Annotated in this window: 22 protein-coding genes and 1 pseudogene; 13 read left to right on the top strand and 10 right to left on the bottom strand. The window is 70.3% G+C overall.

Translation table 11 applies throughout. The features are described from left to right. A partial coding sequence (locus ACFVYN_RS30080) for a hypothetical protein (RefSeq protein WP_390004033.1) occupies nucleotides 1-187 on the bottom strand: 187 nt, incomplete at its 3' end. Nucleotides 188-278: 91 nt separating this feature from the next. On the opposite strand from ACFVYN_RS30080, the gene ACFVYN_RS30075 reads away from it, so the two are divergent. After that, nucleotides 279-1136 carry a calcium-binding protein gene (locus ACFVYN_RS30075; RefSeq protein WP_390004030.1) on the top strand — a complete coding sequence of 286 codons (858 nt, stop codon included), beginning with the start codon at nucleotides 279-281 and terminating at the stop codon, nucleotides 1134-1136. 133 nt (nucleotides 1137-1269) lie between these two features. Then, complete coding sequence (locus ACFVYN_RS30070; RefSeq protein ID WP_390004027.1) at nucleotides 1270-2076, top strand: hypothetical protein; 807 nt, start codon at nucleotides 1270-1272, stop codon at nucleotides 2074-2076. Between the two features lie 65 nt (nucleotides 2077-2141). Here the strand turns inward: ACFVYN_RS30070 and ACFVYN_RS30065 are convergent, their stop codons facing one another. Together ACFVYN_RS30065 and ACFVYN_RS30060 are read right to left on the bottom strand one after the other, a co-directional pair. Further along, a complete protein-coding gene (locus ACFVYN_RS30065) occupies nucleotides 2142-4538 on the bottom strand; it encodes a cation-translocating P-type ATPase (protein WP_390004024.1) in 2397 nt (798 codons plus the stop codon). A 112-nt stretch (nucleotides 4539-4650) separates the two neighbouring features. Beyond that, the gene (locus ACFVYN_RS30060; RefSeq protein WP_390004021.1) at nucleotides 4651-4923 is read right to left on the bottom strand and encodes a DUF2530 domain-containing protein; all 273 of its coding nucleotides are present in this window, start codon (nucleotides 4921-4923) and stop codon (nucleotides 4651-4653) included. Nucleotides 4924-5034: 111 nt separating this feature from the next. On the opposite strand from ACFVYN_RS30060, the gene ACFVYN_RS30055 reads away from it, so the two are divergent. After that, on the top strand, nucleotides 5035-6429 hold the full coding sequence (locus ACFVYN_RS30055; RefSeq protein WP_390004019.1) for an NCS2 family permease: 1395 nt from the start codon (nucleotides 5035-5037) through the stop codon (nucleotides 6427-6429). 37 nt (nucleotides 6430-6466) lie between these two features. Here ACFVYN_RS30055 and ACFVYN_RS30050 read toward each other — a convergent pair whose 3' ends face one another. Then, on the bottom strand, nucleotides 6467-6649 hold the full coding sequence (locus tag ACFVYN_RS30050) for a ribbon-helix-helix protein, CopG family (protein ID WP_390004016.1): 183 nt from the start codon (nucleotides 6647-6649) through the stop codon (nucleotides 6467-6469). A 151-nt stretch (nucleotides 6650-6800) separates the two neighbouring features. Between ACFVYN_RS30050 and ACFVYN_RS30045 the strand changes: the two genes are divergently transcribed. Together ACFVYN_RS30045 and ACFVYN_RS30040 are read left to right on the top strand one after the other, a co-directional pair. Continuing rightward, nucleotides 6801-7238 carry a MarR family winged helix-turn-helix transcriptional regulator gene (locus ACFVYN_RS30045; protein ID WP_057608571.1) on the top strand — a complete coding sequence of 146 codons (438 nt, stop codon included), beginning with the start codon at nucleotides 6801-6803 and terminating at the stop codon, nucleotides 7236-7238. Between the two features lie 97 nt (nucleotides 7239-7335). Beyond that, the gene (locus ACFVYN_RS30040; RefSeq protein ID WP_390004129.1) at nucleotides 7336-8610 is read left to right on the top strand and encodes an MFS transporter; all 1275 of its coding nucleotides are present in this window, start codon (nucleotides 7336-7338) and stop codon (nucleotides 8608-8610) included. Nucleotides 8611-8613: 3 nt separating this feature from the next. Here ACFVYN_RS30040 and ACFVYN_RS30035 read toward each other — a convergent pair whose 3' ends face one another. Next, the gene (locus ACFVYN_RS30035) at nucleotides 8614-8970 is read right to left on the bottom strand and encodes a hypothetical protein (RefSeq protein ID WP_390004013.1); all 357 of its coding nucleotides are present in this window, start codon (nucleotides 8968-8970) and stop codon (nucleotides 8614-8616) included. Here ACFVYN_RS30035 and thpR point away from each other — a divergent pair. The 3 genes from thpR (at nucleotide 8969) to ACFVYN_RS30020 (ending at nucleotide 11333) form a co-directional block, all read left to right on the top strand. Then, a complete protein-coding gene (thpR, locus tag ACFVYN_RS30030; RefSeq protein ID WP_390004011.1) occupies nucleotides 8969-9541 on the top strand; it encodes an RNA 2',3'-cyclic phosphodiesterase in 573 nt (190 codons plus the stop codon). The genes ACFVYN_RS30035 and thpR overlap by 2 nt on opposite strands. Nucleotides 9542-9772: 231 nt before the next feature. Further along, entirely contained in the window at nucleotides 9773-10390 is a 618-nt protein-coding gene (locus ACFVYN_RS30025) for an RNA polymerase sigma factor (protein ID WP_390004008.1), read from the top strand. Then, a complete protein-coding gene (locus tag ACFVYN_RS30020) occupies nucleotides 10383-11333 on the top strand; it encodes a CU044_5270 family protein (RefSeq protein ID WP_390004005.1) in 951 nt (316 codons plus the stop codon). The genes ACFVYN_RS30025 and ACFVYN_RS30020 overlap by 8 nt, the downstream gene beginning before the upstream one ends. Before the next feature lie 9 nt (nucleotides 11334-11342). On the opposite strand, the gene ACFVYN_RS30015 is transcribed toward ACFVYN_RS30020, so the two are convergent. Then, nucleotides 11343-12269: a DUF3027 domain-containing protein gene (locus ACFVYN_RS30015; RefSeq protein WP_390004002.1), complete on the bottom strand. Its 927-nt coding sequence runs from the start codon at nucleotides 12267-12269 to the stop codon at nucleotides 11343-11345. A 325-nt stretch (nucleotides 12270-12594) separates the two neighbouring features. Here ACFVYN_RS30015 and ACFVYN_RS30010 point away from each other — a divergent pair, with 325 nt between their 5' ends. The 4 genes from ACFVYN_RS30010 to ACFVYN_RS29995 all read left to right on the top strand — a co-directional run bounded on the left by ACFVYN_RS30010 (nucleotide 12595) and on the right by ACFVYN_RS29995 (nucleotide 16130). Next, on the top strand, nucleotides 12595-14004 hold the full coding sequence (locus tag ACFVYN_RS30010) for an MFS transporter (RefSeq protein ID WP_390003999.1): 1410 nt from the start codon (nucleotides 12595-12597) through the stop codon (nucleotides 14002-14004). Between the two features lie 62 nt (nucleotides 14005-14066). Beyond that, on the top strand, nucleotides 14067-14570 hold the full coding sequence (locus ACFVYN_RS30005; RefSeq protein WP_390003996.1) for a hypothetical protein: 504 nt from the start codon (nucleotides 14067-14069) through the stop codon (nucleotides 14568-14570). A gap of 14 nt (nucleotides 14571-14584) precedes the next feature. Beyond that, entirely contained in the window at nucleotides 14585-15250 is a 666-nt protein-coding gene (locus ACFVYN_RS30000) for a futalosine hydrolase (protein WP_390003993.1), read from the top strand. Further along, nucleotides 15240-16130, top strand: coding sequence for a 1,4-dihydroxy-6-naphthoate synthase (locus ACFVYN_RS29995; protein ID WP_390003990.1), 891 nt, complete (start codon nucleotides 15240-15242; stop codon nucleotides 16128-16130). Before ACFVYN_RS30000 ends, ACFVYN_RS29995 begins: the two co-directional genes overlap by 11 nt. Here the strand turns inward: ACFVYN_RS29995 and ACFVYN_RS29990 are convergent. Both ACFVYN_RS29990 and ACFVYN_RS29985 read right to left on the bottom strand, forming a co-directional pair. Beyond that, nucleotides 16123-16578: a hypothetical protein gene (locus tag ACFVYN_RS29990; RefSeq protein ID WP_390003987.1), complete on the bottom strand. Its 456-nt coding sequence runs from the start codon at nucleotides 16576-16578 to the stop codon at nucleotides 16123-16125. The genes ACFVYN_RS29995 and ACFVYN_RS29990 overlap by 8 nt on opposite strands. After that, the gene (locus ACFVYN_RS29985; RefSeq protein ID WP_356106931.1) at nucleotides 16578-16961 is read right to left on the bottom strand and encodes a cold-shock protein; all 384 of its coding nucleotides are present in this window, start codon (nucleotides 16959-16961) and stop codon (nucleotides 16578-16580) included. The genes ACFVYN_RS29990 and ACFVYN_RS29985 overlap by 1 nt, the downstream gene beginning before the upstream one ends. A 162-nt stretch (nucleotides 16962-17123) precedes the next feature. Here ACFVYN_RS29985 and ACFVYN_RS29980 point away from each other — a divergent pair, with 162 nt between their 5' ends. Continuing rightward, nucleotides 17124-17372 (top strand): hypothetical protein, encoded by a 249-nt coding sequence (locus ACFVYN_RS29980; RefSeq protein WP_390003984.1) that lies wholly within the window; start codon nucleotides 17124-17126, stop codon nucleotides 17370-17372. Here the strand turns inward: ACFVYN_RS29980 and ACFVYN_RS29975 are convergent. Continuing rightward, nucleotides 17351-18001 carry an HAD family hydrolase gene (locus tag ACFVYN_RS29975; RefSeq protein ID WP_390003982.1) on the bottom strand — a complete coding sequence of 217 codons (651 nt, stop codon included), beginning with the start codon at nucleotides 17999-18001 and terminating at the stop codon, nucleotides 17351-17353. The two genes, ACFVYN_RS29980 and ACFVYN_RS29975, sit on opposite strands and share 22 nt — an antisense overlap. 106 nt (nucleotides 18002-18107) lie before the next feature. After that, nucleotides 18108-18423: pseudogene (locus tag ACFVYN_RS29970) on the bottom strand (hypothetical protein); the annotation flags it as partial.

The raw sequence follows: 18423 nt of genomic DNA, 5'->3' as shown, positions 1-18423 counted from the left end.
CGATGCCGGTCAGTTGCCGGACCCGCTCGGCGTGCCGCTGCGTCAGCGGATACACGTTGGCCAGCTGCTCCGGCGCCATCCCGAGGAGTTCTCCCCAGGCTTGTGCGCCGACCGCGGTGACGTCGGTGGTCGAGTCCGGATAGTCGTCATCCTTCGGATAACGGACGAGGCTATAGATGATGCTCACACAAATCTCTTACCAGTCGTGCAACCTTTCGCCCCACTGGTTTATCTGATCAGTGGGTCACACAGACTCACTCATCTCACGTGGGGAACACATGCGTATTCGAGCCACCGTGGCCGCCGTCTCCGGCGCCCTGGCCCTCTCCGCCCTCGCCGTGCCGGCCGTGCAGGCCGCCGACGGAGGCATCGACAAGACCACCGCCGCCGAGCGCTTCGGTGTCTCCCGGTCGGCGATGAGCAGGGCCGCCGCCGCTGACGAGGAGCTGCCGGTCGTCTCCAAGGTGACGATCAACGGTGGCAAGGACGTCGTCCTCGGTACGACGGCCGCCAAGAAGTTCACGGTCTCCCTGACGGCCAGCCACTCCGCCGGCATCCAGGACGCCTACATCGACCTGTGGCACGGCAAGGACCTCGACCACGTCGACGGCTGGCTCTCGCCGAACGAGGAGGCCGCCAGCTGCACCGCGGTCAACGCCACCACCTCGACCTGCAAGCTCACCCTCACGGCAGTCCCGGGCAGCGACCTGTACATGAACTCGCTGGCCGGCACCTGGCACGTGACGGCGGGTGTCCTCGCCAACGACGAGGCCGGCAGCATCTACTGGAACGACTTCTACAGCACCCACAAGGTCCAGCGCCTCTCCAAGCTCACGGCCAACGCCGCCCCCGAGCCGGTGAAGAAGGGCAAGACCATCACCGTCACCGGCAAGCTGACGCGGGCCAACTGGGAGACCCGCACGTACGCCGGCTACTCGACCCAGCCGGCGAAGCTGCAGTTCCGCAAGAAGAACTCCGACACCTACACCACCGTGAAGACGGTCAAGACCAACAACAAGGGTGACCTGAAGACCACCGTCAAGGCGACGGTCGACGGCTACTTCCGCTGGAGCTTCGCGGGCACCTCCACCACCCCGGCGGTCAACGCCCCGGGCGACTTCATCGACGTCAGGTAAGTAGGGCGGAAGTAAAGCGTTGCGCATGTGCGAACAAAATCACGTCCCACGCGTACAACCTGTCCCATGAGTCAGGGATCTAGGGAGTGAGTCATCAGACTCCCAGATCCTTCTCTCCTCATGGGGAACGCACATGCGCATACGCGCCCTCGTCCTCGTCGCCTCCGGCGCCGTGGCACTCTCCGCCCTCGCCGTGCCGGCGGCCCAGGCCGCCACCACTGCCGGGCCCGCCGTCACCTTCTCCAGCCTGAAGGTGAACAGCGGCAAGGACATCGTGGTCGGTTCGACGGCGACGGTCACGGTCTCGGCGACCTACACCGTGACCAAGCCCGCGAGCATGGACCCGAACACCCTCGGTACCCTGCCGGTCCTCTACCGCGGTGCCACGGTCGGTCCGAACTCCGACGACCTCCTCGCCGGTGACGACGCCGGTACCTGCACAGTGGCTTCCTCGACGGTCCTGCACTGCTCCGCCAAGATTCAGTTCCGTCCGAAGTCCTCCGACCCGGACCTCGATCTGTTCAGCAGCGAGGCGGGCACTTGGAAGCTGGGCGCTGTCGCCGGCACCGACAGCAGCAACGATGTCACCTGGCAGGGCGACCTCGGCACCACCCACCTCCAGCGCCGGTCCACCCTCACCACCAACGCCGCCCCCGAGCCGGTGAAGAAGGGCAAGACCATCACCGTCACGGGCAAGCTCGCCCGCGCCAACTGGGACAGCAACACGTACGCGGGTTACTCGACCCAGCCGGTGAAGCTCCAGTTCAAGAAGAACGGTGCGACCTCCTACACCACCCTGAAGACCATCAAGACCAGCACCACGGGCGCCCTGAAGACCACCGTGACGGCCTCCGCCGACGGCTCCTTCCGCTACGTCTTCGCGGGCACGACGACCACCTCGCCGGTCACCTCGACCGGGGACTTCGTCGACGTTCAGTAGAACCGCACGGAAGCCGCGACGGCGCCGCCGGCACCCGGCGGGCCCACCCCGGCTGAAGCCCCGCGCTAAGCGGGCACGCGGCGGTCGACCCACCTCCACAGGAGTTCCAGGGCGGCCGCCGCCACCACCGAGATGCCGACCGCGATCCACGGCATCGTCGCCCCCACCAGCTTCAGCGCGAAGAAGTGCTGGAGCCCGGGCACGGCGAGGACCAGCACGAACCCGAGGCCCATCGCCGCGACCAGCGCGAGGCGCCACCAGGTGTACGGGCGGGCGATGATCGCCAGCACCCACATCGAGATCAGGAACAGGGTCAGCGTCGCCGCGCTCGTCTCCGCGTCCAGCGCGCCGGGGCCCGTGTAGTGGTGCCGGGCGATCAGATACGTCACGAAGGTCGCGATCGCCGCCACCACCCCGCCCGGGATCGAGTACCGCATCACCCGCCGCACGAAGTGCGGTCGCGCGCGTTCCCTGTTGGGCGCGAGGGCCAGGAAGAAGGCCGGGACGCCGATCGTCAGCGTCGACAGCAGGGTCAGATGGCGGGGCAGGAAGGGGTATTCGACCTGCCAGCACACCACGAACACCGCGAGCAGCACCGAGTACACGGTCTTCACCAGGAACAGCGTCGCGACCCGGGTGATGTTCCCGATGACCCGTCGGCCCTCCGCGACCACCGAAGGCAGCGTCGCGAAGCTGTTGTCGAGCAGCACGATCTGTGCGACCGCCCGCGTGGCCTCCGACCCGGAGCCCATCGCCACCCCGATGTCGGCGTCCTTCAGGGCGAGCACGTCGTTGACCCCGTCACCGGTCATCGCGACCGTGTGCCCGCGCGACTGCAGCGCCCCCACCATGTCCCGCTTCTGCTGCGGGGTGACCCGCCCGAACACCGTGCCCTCGTCGAGCGCCTTCGCCATCCCCTCCTGGTCGGCGGGCAGTTGACGTGCGTCGACCACGCTGCCGTTCAGCCCCAGCTTGGCCGCCACCGCCCCGACCGACACCGCGTTGTCCCCGGAGATGACCTTGGCGCGCACGCCCTGTTCGGCGAAGTACCGCAAGGTGTCGGCCGCGTCGGGCCGCAGCCGCTGTTCCAGGACGACGAGGGCGGTCGGCCGCGCTCCCCGGGCGGCCTCGGGATCATCGAGGTCGCGGGAGGCACGGGCCAGCAACAGCACCCGCAGTCCCTGCTCGTTGAGGTGCCCGGTCTCGGCGAGCGCGGGGTCGCCGGGGGGCAGGAGCACGTCCGGCGCCCCCAGCAGCCACGTACTGGATACGCCGTCGCCCTCGCTGAAGGTGGCCCCGCTGTACTTGCGGGCGGAGGAAAAGGGCAGCGACTCGGTGCAGCGCCAGTCCTCGGCGTCCGGGTAGGCGTCGATGATCGCCCGCAGGGAGTCGTTCGGCCGCGGATCCGACTCACCGAGGGCGCCCAGGACCTTGCGTACGTACGACTCGTCGGCGCCCTGCAGCGGCCTGAGCTCGGTGACGTCCATGCCACCCTCGGTGAGGGTGCCGGTCTTGTCGAGGCAGACCGTGTCGACACGGGCGAGGCCCTCGATGGCCGGGAGTTCCTGGACGAGGGCCTGTTTCCGGCCAAGCCGGACGACGCCGATGGCGAAGGCGACGGAGGTCAGCAGGACCAGTCCCTCCGGGACCATCGGCACGATCCCGCCGACCGTCCGGGCGAGGGAGTCCTTGAGGTCGTCGTTCTTCACGAACAGCTGGCTGATGACCAGGCCGATCGCGGTCGGGACCATCATCCACGTCACGTACTTGAGGATCGTGGAGATACCGGAGCGCAGCTCGGAGTGGACCAGGGTGAAGCGGGAGGCCTCCTCGGCGAGCTGGGCGGCGTAGGCCTCGCGGCCGACCTTGGTCGCCCGGAAGGCGCCGCCGCCGGCGACCACGAAGCTCCCGGACATCACCTGGTCGCCGGGCCGCTTCACCACCGGGTCGGCCTCGCCGGTCAGCAGGGACTCGTCGATCTCCAGACCGTCGGCCTCCACGACCACGCCGTCGACCACGGCCTTGTCGCCGGGTCCGATCTCGATGAGGTCGTCGAGGACGATCTCCGAGGTGCCGACCTGGGACGCGGTCCCGTCCCGCCGTACGGTCGGCCTCGCCTCACCGATCACCGCGAGCGAGTCGAGGGTCTTCTTCGCCCGCCACTCCTGGATGATGCCGATCCCGGTGTTGGCGAGGATGACGTACCCGAACAGGCTGTCCTGGAACGGCGCCACGAACAGCATGACCAGCCAGAGGACACCGATGATCGCGTTGAACCGGGTGAAGACGTTCGCCCGGACGATCTCCCCCAGGCTCCGGCTGCTGCGCACCGGCACGTCGTTGACCTGCCCCCGCGTCACCCGCTCGGCGACCTCGGCCGCGGAGAGCCCGCCCGCCGCCGGTGCCGGGAGTGCCACAGGGTGCACAGGGTCGAGTTCGGCGCCCGCGTCGATGTGCGTCATGCCTTCGACGGTACGTGCGGATTTACGGCTTCACCCGCCGAGTGACCGGAAGTTCCGACCTGGGGAGGAGAGGGGAACGGGTGAGTGATGCCGTGGTACTAGGGGACGCTCGTCACCCGGCAGCACGCTCCTCCGCCGCCGCCCGCCTGATCGCGGCCTCGCGCTTGCGGACGAACCAGATGCCGTACAGCCCCAGTCCGCCCCCGGCCAGGCAGGTCCACAGCCACCAGGTGTGTCCGTGGTCCTCGAACCAGCCGTAGAACGGGAGCTGCACGAGGAAGAGGACGAACCACAGGATCGTGCCGCCGGTGACCGTGGCGACCACGGGGCCCTCCAGGGGCTCCGGCGCCTCGTGCTTGAAGGATCCCGAAGAGAACACGTCCATGGGGACAGCTTACGAGGCGATCACATCTACGCGCGGAGATGGCCGGGTGAACGTTATACGTTCATACTGAAACAGTTTACGTCTGACCACTTCTGCTCGTAGGAACATCCAATGCCGACCGCCCTCGACCGCTACTTCAAGATCTCCGAGCGGGGCAGCAGTCTGTCCCGGGAGGTCCGGGGCGGCTTCGCCACCTTCTTCGCGATGGCCTACATCATCGTGCTGAACCCGATCATCCTCGGCAGCGCCAAGGACATGTACGGCCATCAGCTGGACAACGGCCAGCTGGTCACCGCGACCGCCCTGACCGCGGCCTTCACCACGCTCCTCATGGGTGTGGTCGGCAACGTCCCGATCGCGCTGGCCGCCGGGCTCGGTGTGAACTCGGTCGTCGCGCTCCAGCTCGCGCCCCGGATGTCCTGGCCGGACGCGATGGGCATGGTGGTCCTGGCGGGCTTCATCGTGATGCTGCTGGTCGCCACCGGTCTGCGTGAGCGCGTGATGAACGCGGTGCCCTTCGGCCTGCGCAAGGCGATCTCCATCGGTATCGGCCTGTTCATCATGCTGATCGGGCTCGTGGACTCCGGCTTCGTCTCCCGCATCCCGGACGTCGCCCAGACCACCGTCCCGCTCCAGCTCGGCGGCGACGGACACCTCAACGGCTGGCCGGTCCTGGTCTTCATCCTGGGCGCCCTGCTCACCCTCGCGCTCATCGTCCGCAAGGTCTCCGGCGCGATCCTGATCTCGATCGTCACGATGACGGTCGTGGCGATGATCATCGAGGCCGTCGCCAAGGTCCCGTCCTGGGGGCTCACGGTCCCGAAGTGGCCCGGCAACCCGGTCGCCAGCCCCGACTTCGGCCTCATCGGCAAGGTCAGCCTCTTCGGCGGCTTCGGCAAGGTCGGCGTGCTGACCGGCATCCTCTTCGTCTTCACGGTCCTGCTGTCGTGCTTCTTCGACGCGATGGGCACGATCATGGGCGTCTCCGACGAGGCCAGGCTCACCGACGCCCAGGGTCAGATGCCCGGCATCAACAGGGTGCTCTTCGTGGACGGCCTCGCGGTCGCCGCGGGCGGCGCGAGCTCGTCGTCGGCGACGACGGCCTTCGTGGAGTCGACGGCGGGGGTCGGCGAGGGTGCGCGCACCGGTTTCGCCAACATCGTCACCGGCGGTCTCTTCACCCTCGCCCTGTTCCTCACGCCGGTCGCGACGATGGTCCCGTCCCAGGCGGCGACCCCGGCCCTGCTGGCGGTCGGTTTCCTGATCCTGGCGGGGAACGTCAAGGACATCGACTGGGCCGACCACACCATCGCGATCCCGGCCTTCATCACCATGGTGATGATGCCGTTCACCTACTCGATCACCAACGGCATCGGCATGGGCTTCATCACCTTCGTGGTGCTGCGCCTGGCGGCCGGACGGGGCCGGGAGGTTCCGGTGCCGATGTACGTCGTGGCGGCGGTGTTCGGCTTCTACTACCTGATGCCGGCGCTCGGCCTGACGTGACCCGCCCTTACGTGACCCGTCCTCACGTGACCCGTCCTCACGTGACCCCGTAGAACTTCTCGGTCTCGTCGACGGCGCTCTGGAACCGCTCGTCGAAGTCGTCCCGGACGAGCGTTCGGATCACATAGTCCTGGACGCTCATCCCCCTTTTGGCCGCATGGTCACGGAGCCGCTCGAGCAGCTCCCCGTCTATCCGCAGGCTGAGCACGCTGGTCCCCATGGAGACGAGGGTCGCCGCCCACGCTGAGCAGCGTTCACTTTCCGCTGTCGACTCACTCGTATGGGTGAATATCGGGTTTCCGTGGCCGGAGTCACGGGAATCCGCGTGCATGCCAGCTTGTTTAGCGAGAGTAATGAGTTACGCTAAAGAGATGCCGGATCTTACCCATGGCGACGACGTAGCCGCCGTGAACTCCCTGCGATCAGCCGTGATGCGACTGTCCCGTCGGCTCAAGCACCAGCGGGTCGACGAGTCACTCAGCCCCACCGAGATGTCGGTGCTGGGCACCCTCTCCCTCTGCGGCAAGGCCACCCCGGGCGAACTCGCCCGCAAGGAGCATGTCCAGCCGCCGTCGATGACCCGCATCGTGGCGCTCCTCGAGGCCAAGGGACTGGTCCGGCTGGAGCCGCACCCCGAGGACCGGCGCCAGAAGGTCGTCACGAAGACCGAGCAGGCCGAGGCCATGCTCGCGGAGAGCCGCGCCAAGCGGAACGCCTTCCTGGCCACCCTGGTCGACGGCCTCGACGAGGACGAGTGGGCGAAACTGCGCGCCGCCGCCCCCGTGCTGGAGAAACTCGCACACCTGTAAGCCACGAAGAGGAGGCGAACGCACTTTGAGTACGGGACCCGGAGCACCTTCCGCCCCCGCACCGATCCCTTCTACCTGTGTGTCCCGCAAGTCATCCATGTTCAGCTCGCTGAGGGTCAGGAACTACCGCCTGTTCTTCCTCGGACAGGTCGTCTCCAACATCGGCACCTGGATGCAGCGCATCGCCCAGGACTGGCTGGTGCTCAGCCTCACCGGCTCCGCCACCGCCGTCGGCGTGACGACGGCGCTGCAGTTCCTGCCGATGCTGCTCTTCGGCCTCTACGGCGGAGTCCTCGTCGACCGGCTGTCCAAGCGCCGCGCGCTGCTGTTCACGCAGTCCGCGATGGGCGCCACCGGCATCGCGCTCGCCGTGCTCACCCTGACCGGCCACGTCCAGGTCTGGCACGTCTATCTCGCCGCCTTCGCCGCGGGCCTCGCGACGGTCGTCGACAACCCGGCCCGCCAGTCCTTCGTCTCCGAGATGGTCGGCCCGGACCAGCTGCAGAACGCGGTCAGCCTGAACTCCGCGAACTTCCAGTCGGCCCGGCTGGTCGGCCCCGCCGTCGCGGGCGTCATGATCACCGGCGTGGGCACCGGCTGGGCGTTCCTCGCCAACGGCCTGTCCTTCGTCGCCCCGCTGGTCGGCCTGCTGATGATGCGGTCGCGTGAGCTGTACGCCGTCGAGCGCGCCCCGCGCGGCAAGGGACAGCTGCGGGAGGGCCTCCAGTACGTGGCCGGACGGCCGGAGCTGATCTGGACCATCGTCCTGGTCGGGTTCGTGTCCACCTTCGGCTTCAACTTCCCCGTCTACCTCTCCGCCTTCGCCGACGACGTCTTCCACGCGGGCGCGGGCTCCTACAGCCTCTTCAACACGGTGATGGCGGTCGGCTCCCTGGCCGGCGCCCTGCTCGCGGCCCGGCGCGGCACCGCCCGGATGCGGGTGCTGGTGGTGGGCGCGGTGGCCTTCGGCACGCTGGAGATCGTGGCCGCGATCGCTCCCTCGCTGTGGATGTTCGCCCTGCTGATGGCCCCGATCGGGATGTTCGGCATGACGGTCAACGTCACCGCGAACACCAGCGTGCAGATGGGCACCGACCCGGCCATGCGGGGCCGTGTGATGGCCCTGTACATGATGGTGTTCATGGGCGGCTCCCCGATCGGCGCGCCGATCGCCGGCTGGATCACCGATGCGTACGGCGTCCGCGCCGGCCTCGCGGTGGGCGGCGCGATCGCCGCGGTCGCGGCCGCGACGATCGGCCTGCTCCTGGCCCGCATGGGCGACCTGCGGCTGTCGGTCGGCTGGAACCACGGCCACCCGCAGGTGCGGTTCGTACCACGCGAGAGGCAGGACCAACTGGCCCCGGCGGCCTGAGCCCTACGGCCGTACCCGCCGGGCCAGCACCTGGCCCGGCCAGTCGTTGTTCGCCCCGGCGGTGTAGGTCTCCGCCGGGGCGAAGCCGTTGGCCTCGTAGGAGGCGACCAGCTTGCCGTCGCCGCCCGCGCGGATGTACCGCTCGGGCTCGCCGGGCGGCGGGAGATGGGCCAGACAGGCGCCGGTGAGTCGGTGATCGTGAGGGGCGTGGCCGGTAACGCCGTCGGCCTCGGCGATGAACACGCTGCCCTCGTCGATGTACCGGGCGAGGGACTCCACCGTCCGCGGACTTCCCGACAGCGGCTCGGTCCCCCACGGGCCGGGGCGCCGCTTGCCCTCATGGTGACAGGCTGCCCCCATGAGACTCTTCGCCGCGGTACTGCCCCCGCAGGACGTGACCGACGAACTCGCCCTGAAAGTCGCCGAGTTGAGGCGGCTCCCCGGAGCGTCCGGGCTGCGCTGGACCGGCGTCCCCGGCTGGCACTTCACGCTCGCGTTCTACGGCGAGGTCGACGAGGACGTCGTACCGCAGCTGTCGGAGCGGCTGGAGCGGGCGGCCCGGCGCACCCCGTGTTTCCCGCTGGCCGTGCGCGGCGGCGGGCAGTTCGGGCACGGGCGGGCGCTGTGGGCGGGGGCCTTCGGCGGGCTGGCGGAGCTGCGGCTGCTCGCCGAGCGGGCGGAGGCGGCAGGGCGCAGGGCCGGGGTGGAGATGGGGGAGCACCGGCGGTACAGGGCTCACCTGACCGTGGCGCGCAGTCGGGAGGCGGTGGATGTACGGCCGTATCTCCCGGTTCTGGACGGATTCACGAGCCGCACCTGGACCGTCGACGAGCTGGCGCTGGTGCGGAGCAACCTTCCGAGGTCCGGGGTGCCGGGGGAGCAGCCCCGCTACGAGGTGGTCGGCCGCTGGGCGCTGGGCGGGGCCGGTTAGGCTCGGTGCGTGGACCCGAAGACCCGGAACCGGATCATGGCCGGTGTGCTTGTGATGATGTTCGTCGTCGTGGCGCTGGCCGCCGTGCTCGGAAGGTAGGGCCCCGCTCCCGCATCGCACGTACCCGCTCTTCACGTCTCCTCGTCGTCGTAGGGAACCGGATTCCCGCGAGTGGCGAAGTACGGGTGTAAGCCCGAGCTTCACAGCGCCACAGCGACGAAAGGAGCCCCGATGGCCGTCGAACCAGGCGTCAGGGTGGGGCAGGACAGCGACGCCTCGGTGATCGAACGGTCGTGGGACGAGCCCGAGGCGTTCGCCGCGCTCTTCGACCGCCACGCCGACTCGGTGCACCGCTACGCGGCCCGCCGGCTCGGTGCGGAGGCCGCCGAGGACGTCATGGCGGAGACCTTCACCACCGCGTTCCAGCAGCGCTTCCGGTACCGCACGGAGGCGGCCGACGCCCGCCCCTGGCTGTTCGGCATCGCGACCAACCTCATCGGCCGCCACCGGCGTGCCGAGGCCCGTCGGCTCAGGACGCTCGGCCGGCTGCCCTCGGCCGGCCCCGGCGGACCGGCCGAGGAGACGGTCGCCGACCGGGTGGCGGCACGGGTCAGCGCCCAGGCCGTGGGCCGCGAACTCGCCGGTGCCCTCGCCCGGTTGCCCGCCCGCCACCGGGACGTGCTGCTGCTGGTCGCCTGGGCCGACCTCGGTTACGACGAGGTCGCGAGCGCCCTCGGCGTGCCGGTGGGGACGGTCCGGTCGCGGCTGCACAGGGCTCGCAGAAAACTTCGTGAGGCATTGGGCGGATCCGATCCGACAGCTCCTCGAGAGGAATCCGACGATGAATGAGATCGAGCTCCTGAGGGAGTGGGACGCGGACGCGCCCCCTCTCTCGGACACCGCCCGCACCCGAGCCCGCTTCCGTCTCCAGCAGGCGATGCGGGCCCCCGCCGCCCCGGCCGCCGTCGCCGTCCACCGCCGTCCGCTGCTGCGGGTCGCCGTGGCCTGCGCCGCCGTGGCCGCGGTCACCGCGACCGTGGTGGTCGCCCAGAACACCGGGGAGAGCGCGCCCCGCACCCGGACGGTGAGCGCGACCACCGTGCTGCGGGGCGCGGCGGCCGAGGCACTCCGGACGGAGAAGCCGCTCGCCCCGCGCGACGACCAGTTCATCTACACCAAGGAGGTCATCGAGCGGAGGCCGGTCTCGGGCGGCCCGGCGAAGACGTACGTCGACGAGAGCTGGAGTTCGGTCGACGGTTCCAAGAAGTCCTACGTCAGCGAGCTGGGCCACACGCAGTGGGTGCCACCGGCCCAGAAGGGCCAGTACTCCTGGCCGCCGACCGAGTGGTCGAAGCTGGAGCGACTGCCCCTCGATCCGGGCAGGCTGACGATCACTCTGCGCGAGTCGGGCACGAAGCCCGATTTCGGCCGGCCGACCAGGGCCGACGAGTGGCCGATGGTCCAGTTCTCCATCTCCGGCCTGCTCCGCGATCCCGTCCTGCCCAAGGGGCTGCGCTCCGCGGCCTTCGAGGCGCTCGCGGCCGTCCCCGGCGTCAAGGTGCTGCCGGGCCGGACCGAGTTCAACGGGCACACCGCCATCGGGGTCCGGTACGTCGGCCCGCCCGGCACCCCCTGGGCGGACGGTGGGCGGGTGCTGCTCTTCGACGCGAAGACGTACCGGTACCTGGGGTTGCGTGAGCGGACCACGTCGAAGCTGACGAACAAGGCCTACGACCAGTCGCAGTACATCGTCGCCGACGGCGTGGTGGACCAGGTGTTCCAGCGCCCGTGAGCCGTAGTCCTACGAGTGGCCCAGTTCCGCCGACGCCTCGTCCGCGGTCTCCGGCACCGAGCCGGAGTCACGGGCCGGGCGCAGCGGGAACGGGTCCACCCGCGTCTCGTCGATCACCGGCAGGGCAGGCTGCGGGGGCTTGGGCATGACGGCCGCTTCGGAGTGGCCCCCGCAGCCGTAGGACAGGGAGACCACGCGGCCGTCCGCCGGGGCGAACTCGTTGGCGCACAGGCCGAAGGCCTGGCCCAGCGAGCCCCCCAGCGGGACCAGGAAACCGCAGCTGGCGCAGGGCGCCGGGGCCGCCTGGGCCATCGGCGTCTTCGCGCCGAAGGACTCCTCCCAGCGGTCGGCGGCGATATGCAGGCCGTAGCGGGACAGGACCCGGGCGCGGCGCATGCCCAGTTCCTCGGCGACCGCGGCGATCGAGCCGCGGGTCGGGACCACCGGAAGGTGCGACGGGGTGCCCGCGGTGAGCTCGGCGTCCTCCGCCTCGACCAGCTCGGCCATCTCCTCGGAGACCGGCGCGCTCGGCAGCGGCTCGTCCTCGCCGGTGTAGCCGGGCTCCAGGCGCAGGTCCTCGGCGTCGGTGGGGAGCAGATCGCCGGGGCCCATGTCGCCGGGGCGCAGGCGTTCGCTCCACGGCACCCACTCCGGGGCCAGCAGCGCGTCCGGGCCGGGGAGCAGGACGACCTCGTCCAGCGTCACCAGCTTCGCGCGGGAGGCGCGCGCCACCGTGACGGCCCAGCGCCAGCCTCGGTATCCGAGCTCCTTGCACTCGAAGAAGTGCGTGACGACCCGGTCCCCCTCGGAGACCAGGCCCGCGTGCTCGCCCACCACCCCGGGCGCGGCGGCCTCCTCGGCTGCGGCGCGGGCGAGGTCGACGGCCTCGGCGCACAGGCGGTCGGGGGTGCGGCTTCGCGTTGTCGCTGCGCTCACAGGTATCGCTTCTCTCCTACGCCGTCACTCGGGTGCGCCGGCCTGAAGGCGGTGGGTGCGGACGGAGCGGACCGGAGGACCGCGTCGACGTCCGCGCCCGATCGCGCTCGGGCGCACCTGCTCCCATCCATTCTGCGGGATGCCGGAGAGGCGCGCGGCCGAGAACGTTCGCCACGGCGCGCTACGCACGCTACCTGCTCGCCGCCGCTCGGCCTACACCGACGTGATGGTTCGTTGCCCCCAGTGGGCCCGCGGCGGCACTTCATATGCGTTCATACGAGCGGTAACCGCACTACTCACAGCTTTCTCGGGGCACTATGACGGGGTGGCAGCCACGAGGACACCCCAGGGAGCCACCGGGATCGGTGGCGGTTCGGGCCGGATCACCCAGATGACCGGGCCCGTGCGCGCCGTCGGCCGTGCCCTGCACTTCCCGTTCACCGGTACGGCCCGCGGCATCCGCAAGGCGACCCACGCGCACGGGGCGGGCGAGTCCGGCCTCGGCAAGCTGATCGAACTGCACGCGGTCAACGGCGCCGGGGACGTGATGATCACCGTCGCCCTCGCCTCCACGGTGTTCTTCTCGGTGCCGACCGACGAGGCCCGCGGGCGCGTCGCCCTGTACCTCGCCATCACCATGGCCCCCTTCACGGTCCTCGCCCCCGTGATCGGCCCGCTCCTCGACCGCCTCCCGCACGGCCGCCGGGCCGCCATGGCGGGCGCCATGCTCGCCCGGGCGATGCTCGCGCTGATCATCGCCGGGGCGGTCGCCACGGGCAGCCTGGAGCTGTACCCGGCGGCCCTCGGCGTACTGGTGGCCTCCAAGGCGTACGGCGTCGTCAGAAGCGCGGTCGTGCCCCGTCTGCTCCCGCCGCGCTTCTCCCTCGTCAAGGCCAACTCCCGCGTCACCCTCGGCGGTCTCCTCGCCACCGGTGTCGCGGCCCCCATCGGCGCGGGACTCCAGGCCATCGGACCGCGCTGGCCGCTCTACGGCGCCTTCGTGATCTTCATCGCCGGGATGTTCCTGTCCTTCTCGCTGCCGCCGAAGGTCGACTCCGCCAAGGGCGAGGACGTGGCACTGCTCGCCGCCGACGAGGAACACCTGCACGGGCCGCACCTCAAGCCCCTCAAGCGGCCCGGGCTGCGCACGGTCGGCACCGCCGTCACCCACGCCCTCGGCGCGAACGCCGCCCTGCGCTGGCTCTCCGGCTTCCTCACCTTCTTCCTCGCCTTCCTGCTGCGCGAGCATCCGCTGACCGGCGAGAGCGCGGCGGTCTCGCTGGGCCTGGTGGCCGTGTCGGCGGGCGTGGGCAACGCGCTCGGGACGGCGGTCGGCGCCTGGCTCAGGTCGCGGGCCCCGGAGATCATCATCTTCACGGTGGTGGCCATCGTGCTGGGCGCGGCGATCACGGCGGCGATCTTCTTCGGGGCGTTCCTGGTGGCCTGTCTGGCGGCGGTCGCCGGCTTCTCGCAGGCCCTGTCCAAGCTGTCGCTGGATGCGCTGATCCAGCGGGACGTGCCCGAACTCGTCCGCACCTCGGCGTTCGCCCGCTCCGAGACGCTGCTGCAGGTGGCGTGGGTGTTCGGCGGCGCGGTCGGCATCGTGATGCCGCTCAACGGCTATCTCGGCCTGTCGGTGGCCGCCGCGGTCGTCGCCGCTGGCTGGCTGGCCACGGCGAAGGGGCTGCTCAGTTCGGCCCGGCACGGCGGCGCTCCCAAGGCGCGAGTGGCGTAACGAACAGGGCTCGCCGCACCCCGCGTAGAGGGACCGCTGTACCCGCCCGATAGCCTTCCGCCATGACCACGCTGCAATCCGATGTGCGACGCCGCCGCGCCGTCGCCGCCGCCGGCCTCGTTTCCGCCGGACTGCTCGTCCTGTCGGCCTGCGACAAGCCGACGCCGCGCGTCACCGTCACGGTCGGTTCGACCTCGGTGAGCTCCGAGGCCGTCTGCTACGACGACGGCAACGACCTCGGCAAGGCGAAGGCCGCCAAGTGCGCCCTGGAGAAGTCGGACGTCAAGACGCTCAAGGTCAAGCAGAGCGAGACCCTGCGCGTCGGCGTCGACCAGAAGGTCGCGGACACCGGCTGGGCGCTGTGGATCAACGGCCAGCAGATCACGTACGCCTACAAGAAGTCGTACTACTCCTTCGAGGGCGTCGACCTCTTCGCCCAGCAGCAGGGCCAGGCCCCGCAGAAGACGCTGTACATCAGCATCGTCGAGCAGGACAAGCAGTCCTCCGGCCAGAGCAAGGCGTACAAGGGCGTGTGGAACTTCAAGCTGGAGAACTCCGACTACTGATCCGCCGTATCCCGATGCGCATCCTCGTGGCCACCGCCGTCCCGGTCGAACGGGACGCGGTGGCCCACGCGTTCGAAGGCACCGGGCTCCCTGTGGACGTCCTCGCCGTGGGGGTCGGGCCCGCTCTCGCCGCCGCCTCCACCGCCACCGCGCTCACCCGGGCCGCCGTGGCGGGTTCTCCCTACGGCCTCGTGGTCTCCGCCGGGATCGCGGGCGGCTTCCTGCCGCACGCGCCGGTCGGCTCGCTCGTCGTCGCCGACGAGATCACCGCGGCCGACCTCGGGGCGGAGACCGCCGACGGGTTCGTGCCGGTGACCGAGCTGGGCTTCGGCGTCGTCACCCACCGTCCGCCCGAAGCACTCGTACGGGCCGCGGTGGCCGCGACCGGGGGGCGCGCCGGAGCCGTGCTCACCGTCTCCACGGTGACCGGTACGGCCGCCCGCGCGAGCGCCCTGAGAGCACGCCATCCCAGCGCCCTCGCCGAGGCCATGGAGGGCTTCGGGGTCGCCGAGGCGGCCGGGGCACACGGAGTACCGGTGCTGGAGATCCGTGCCGTGTCCAACCCGGTCGGTCCGCGCGACCGGGCCGCCTGGCGCATCGGCGACGCCCTCGCGGCCCTGACGCAGGGGTTCGGGAAGCTGACGCCCGTACTGGAGAGTTGGAGACACCATGACGACTGAGCCGACGACCGGACCGCTGAAGATCGCCTACTCCCCCTGCCCGAACGACACGTTCGTCTTCGACGCCCTCGCGCACGGCCGGGTGCCGGGGGCGCCCGCGCTGGACGTGACCTTCGCCGACATCGACATCACCAACGGGATGGCGGAGCGCGGTGAGTTCGATGTGCTGAAGGTGTCGTACGCCGTGCTGCCGTACGTCCTCGACGAGTACGCACTGCTGCCCTGCGGGGGCGCGCTGGGGCGCGGGTGCGGGCCGCTGGTGCTGACGCGGGAGGCCGGGGTTGGGGGCACCTCCCACGCTTTCGGCAGTGGGGGACTCACCGGCCGTACCGTCGCGGTGCCGTCCGAGAGGTCTACGGCGTATCTGCTGTTCCGGCTGTGGGCGGCGGACGTCCTCCCGGGCGGGGTCGGGGAGATCGTGGTGCTGCCGTTCCACGAGATCATGCCGGCCGTGCGGGACGGGAAGGTCGACGCGGGGCTCGTGATCCACGAGGCCCGGTTCACCTACCAGAACTACGGTCTGCACAAGCTCGCGGACATGGGCGAGCACTGGGAGTCGACGACCGGGCTGCCGATTCCCCTGGGGGCGATCATCGCGAAGCGGTCACTGGGGGCGGAGCGGCTGTCACTGATCGCCGAGTCCATCCGTACGTCCGTGCGGGCCGCGTGGGACGAGCCCGAGGTCTCCCGGCCCTATGTCATGGAGCACGCGCAGGAGATGGATCCCGCCGTCGCCGATCAGCACATCGGTCTGTACGTCAACGAGTTCACCGCGGACCTCGGCGACGACGGATACGCGGCGATCCGGGGGCTGTTGACCCGGGCGGCCGCGGAAGGCCTGGTGCCGGCTCTGCGGCCCGACGCGCTGTCGTTCAGCTGACGTTCTTCGTGGCGATCGGCCACTGCGCCATTTTCAGCATGCCCAGCACTCGGTGGATCAGGAATCCGGCCAGCGGGAGTTCCACGCACACCGCCAGTACCACCGACCACCACACCTCGGGGGTGCCCAGGGCCAGCGAGACGTCGAACCACGCGTCGCAGACCAGCAGGGCACCCGTCGCCACGGCCGCCACCACGACCCCCCGGTGGCGGCGCCAGCCGAGCAGGGCGGTGGCGGCCATCGCGAGCAGGAGCAGGACGTCGAAGCCGACCCAGGTGGTGCGCCACTGACGGACCGTGTAGCCGCTGGGGAGCGTGAAGGCCAGCAGGATCGTCCACGGGACGAGGCCGATGGCGCAGACGGTCAGCAGTTCCAGCGTGTGGCGCCGCTGCCGCCGGATGTACTCCAGCAACTGGGGGGACGGCGCCTCGGCCCGTATCTCGCTCATTACACGTCGAGTTGGTCGGCGACCGCTCTCAGAAGGCCGGCGATCTTGCCGCCGGCGGCCTTGTCGGGGTAGCGGCCGCGCTCCAGCATCGGCGTGATGTTCTCCAGGAGGGTCGTCAGATCCTGGACGATGGAGGCCAGTTCGTCCGGCTTCTTGCGCGTCGCCGCCGCGACCGAGGGGGTCGGGTCGAGGATGGCCACCGAGAGGGCCTGGTCACCGCGCTGACCGGCGACCACTCCGAACTCCACCCGCTGCCCGGGCTTCAGTGTCTCGACTCCGGCGGGGAGGACCGAGGAATGGACGAAGACGTCACCGCCGTCGTCGCGGGAGAGAAAGCCGAAGCCCTTCTCGCCGTTGAACCATTTGACCTTGCCGGTGGGCATGTCTGTCCTCGTCCTCGTACTCGTCGGAAAACTGCTTCTGAAACGGCTCTTGATAGCACTGGGGCGGGTCGTGGGACCCGCCGGTACCAAGGCTAATGGTCTTCAGGCCGGTGACAAGACGTCCTCCGGTTGTTCCTTCGCGCAGGGAACTACCCTGGTCCGGTGCGTGACAAAACCCAAACGAATTCCGCCGCTCCCGGTGACCGACTGATCCGTGCCGGAGCCATCGTGTTCTTCATCGGCGCGGTGGCCACTTTGGTCACCGTGGCCCCGTTCCTGCTCGGAACGAAGCCATTTCCGACGTACATGTTCGGATTGAGCATGCTCATGGCCGTCGGGTTCGTGGTGGCCGGTGCGGGCGTGCTGCAATCGGCCGCGGCCGGGAGACGTCAGGCGCGGGCCGGGCGGTAGTCCGCTCGATAGGCCGAAAACCATCCCGGGAACTCGGTGAGATCGCCGAGGACGACATCGGCTCCGGCCCCGGTCAGTTCCTCGGCGCTGCACGGCCCCGTGGGCACCCCGACCGAGAACGCCCCGGCGATCCGCGCCCCGCGCACATCGCCGAGGTGGTCGCCGACGTACACGCTCGCGCCCTGCTCGCGCAGCGCCTCGCCCTTCTGTTCGGCCCACAGGTTGCCGATCACCGCGTCGGGCTCCATGCCCAGGTGCTCCATGTGCAGCTTGGCGTTGGGCTCCCACTTGGCCGTCACGACGATCGCCCGCCCGCCCGCCGCCTGCACGGCGCCGATGGCCTCGCGGGCGCCGGGCATCGCCAGGGTGCCGGTGATGGCGTACGACGGGTAGAGCTCGCGGTAGAGGTCCGCCATGGCCGGAACCCGGTCCGCCGGGAACCAGTGCGCCATCTCCTCCGCCAGCGGCGGCCCGAGCCGCGTGACCACCAGGTCGGCGTCGACGTACGTCCCGGTCCGCTCCGACAGCTCCACCCAGCAGGCGTGGATGCCGGGGCGGGAGTCGATGAGCGTCATGTCGAGGTCGAAGCCGACGGTGGGACCGGGGGCGGAGATGCTTGTAGAGGCCATATGGGCCATTGTGCCGGGGGCACCGGGGGCGCGGACACCGGGTTTTCGGGGCCCGGCGGCGCTTTCGGGGCCTGCCAGGGCTGCGGGGCTGTCGGCGCCTAGGGGCCTATCGGCGCCGCTGGGAGCGCCACACCAGGAACAGCGCCGACGCCACGGCCGCCCCCCGCACGACCCACGGCCAGGTCTCGGCGACCGCGTCGTTCATGTGGCCCTGGGCGATCGGCTCGCCCCAGCGGCCCTCGTTCCTCCCCCACAGCCACAGGAGCCCCGCGGTGAGCGAGAGGCTGGGCAGGAACACGACGGCCCATTTGGTCTCCGCGTCGGTCAGCCGGCGCGAGGCCCACGCGATGAGCCAGCCGACGACCAGGACGAGCAGGTTGCCGAGCACGGCGCCGGCGACGAGCAGGGCGGCGGCCAGCAGC

Origin of the sequence: Streptomyces sp. NPDC058307 (genome assembly GCF_042880295.1) — a bacterium.
Classification (GTDB): Bacteria; Actinomycetota; Actinomycetes; order Streptomycetales; family Streptomycetaceae; genus Streptomyces.
This window is presented reverse-complemented; position numbering and strand designations above follow the sequence as displayed.

Coding starts and splice junctions, on each gene's coding strand:
- ACFVYN_RS30020 (WP_390004005.1), top strand. CDS start 10,383: ATGAATGAGATCGAGCTCCTGAGGGAGTGGGACGCGGACGCGCCCCCT.
- ACFVYN_RS30070 (WP_390004027.1), top strand. CDS start 1,270: ATGCGCATACGCGCCCTCGTCCTCGTCGCCTCCGGCGCCGTGGCACTC.
- ACFVYN_RS30050 (WP_390004016.1), bottom strand. CDS start 6,649: ATGGGGACCAGCGTGCTCAGCCTGCGGATAGACGGGGAGCTGCTCGAG.
- ACFVYN_RS30035 (WP_390004013.1), bottom strand. CDS start 8,970: ATGGGGGCAGCCTGTCACCATGAGGGCAAGCGGCGCCCCGGCCCGTGG.
- ACFVYN_RS30000 (WP_390003993.1), top strand. CDS start 14,585: ATGCGCATCCTCGTGGCCACCGCCGTCCCGGTCGAACGGGACGCGGTG.
- ACFVYN_RS30040 (WP_390004129.1), top strand. CDS start 7,336: ATGTTCAGCTCGCTGAGGGTCAGGAACTACCGCCTGTTCTTCCTCGGA.
- ACFVYN_RS30025 (WP_390004008.1), top strand. CDS start 9,773: ATGGCCGTCGAACCAGGCGTCAGGGTGGGGCAGGACAGCGACGCCTCG.
- ACFVYN_RS30075 (WP_390004030.1), top strand. CDS start 279: ATGCGTATTCGAGCCACCGTGGCCGCCGTCTCCGGCGCCCTGGCCCTC.
- ACFVYN_RS30060 (WP_390004021.1), bottom strand. CDS start 4,923: ATGGACGTGTTCTCTTCGGGATCCTTCAAGCACGAGGCGCCGGAGCCC.
- thpR (WP_390004011.1), top strand. CDS start 8,969: ATGAGACTCTTCGCCGCGGTACTGCCCCCGCAGGACGTGACCGACGAA.
- ACFVYN_RS30005 (WP_390003996.1), top strand. CDS start 14,067: ATGACCACGCTGCAATCCGATGTGCGACGCCGCCGCGCCGTCGCCGCC.
- ACFVYN_RS29985 (WP_356106931.1), bottom strand. CDS start 16,961: ATGCCCACCGGCAAGGTCAAATGGTTCAACGGCGAGAAGGGCTTCGGC.
- ACFVYN_RS30045 (WP_057608571.1), top strand. CDS start 6,801: ATGCCGGATCTTACCCATGGCGACGACGTAGCCGCCGTGAACTCCCTG.
- ACFVYN_RS29990 (WP_390003987.1), bottom strand. CDS start 16,578: ATGAGCGAGATACGGGCCGAGGCGCCGTCCCCCCAGTTGCTGGAGTAC.
- ACFVYN_RS29995 (WP_390003990.1), top strand. CDS start 15,240: ATGACGACTGAGCCGACGACCGGACCGCTGAAGATCGCCTACTCCCCC.
- ACFVYN_RS30065 (WP_390004024.1), bottom strand. CDS start 4,538: ATGACGCACATCGACGCGGGCGCCGAACTCGACCCTGTGCACCCTGTG.
- ACFVYN_RS30055 (WP_390004019.1), top strand. CDS start 5,035: ATGCCGACCGCCCTCGACCGCTACTTCAAGATCTCCGAGCGGGGCAGC.
- ACFVYN_RS29975 (WP_390003982.1), bottom strand. CDS start 18,001: ATGGCCTCTACAAGCATCTCCGCCCCCGGTCCCACCGTCGGCTTCGAC.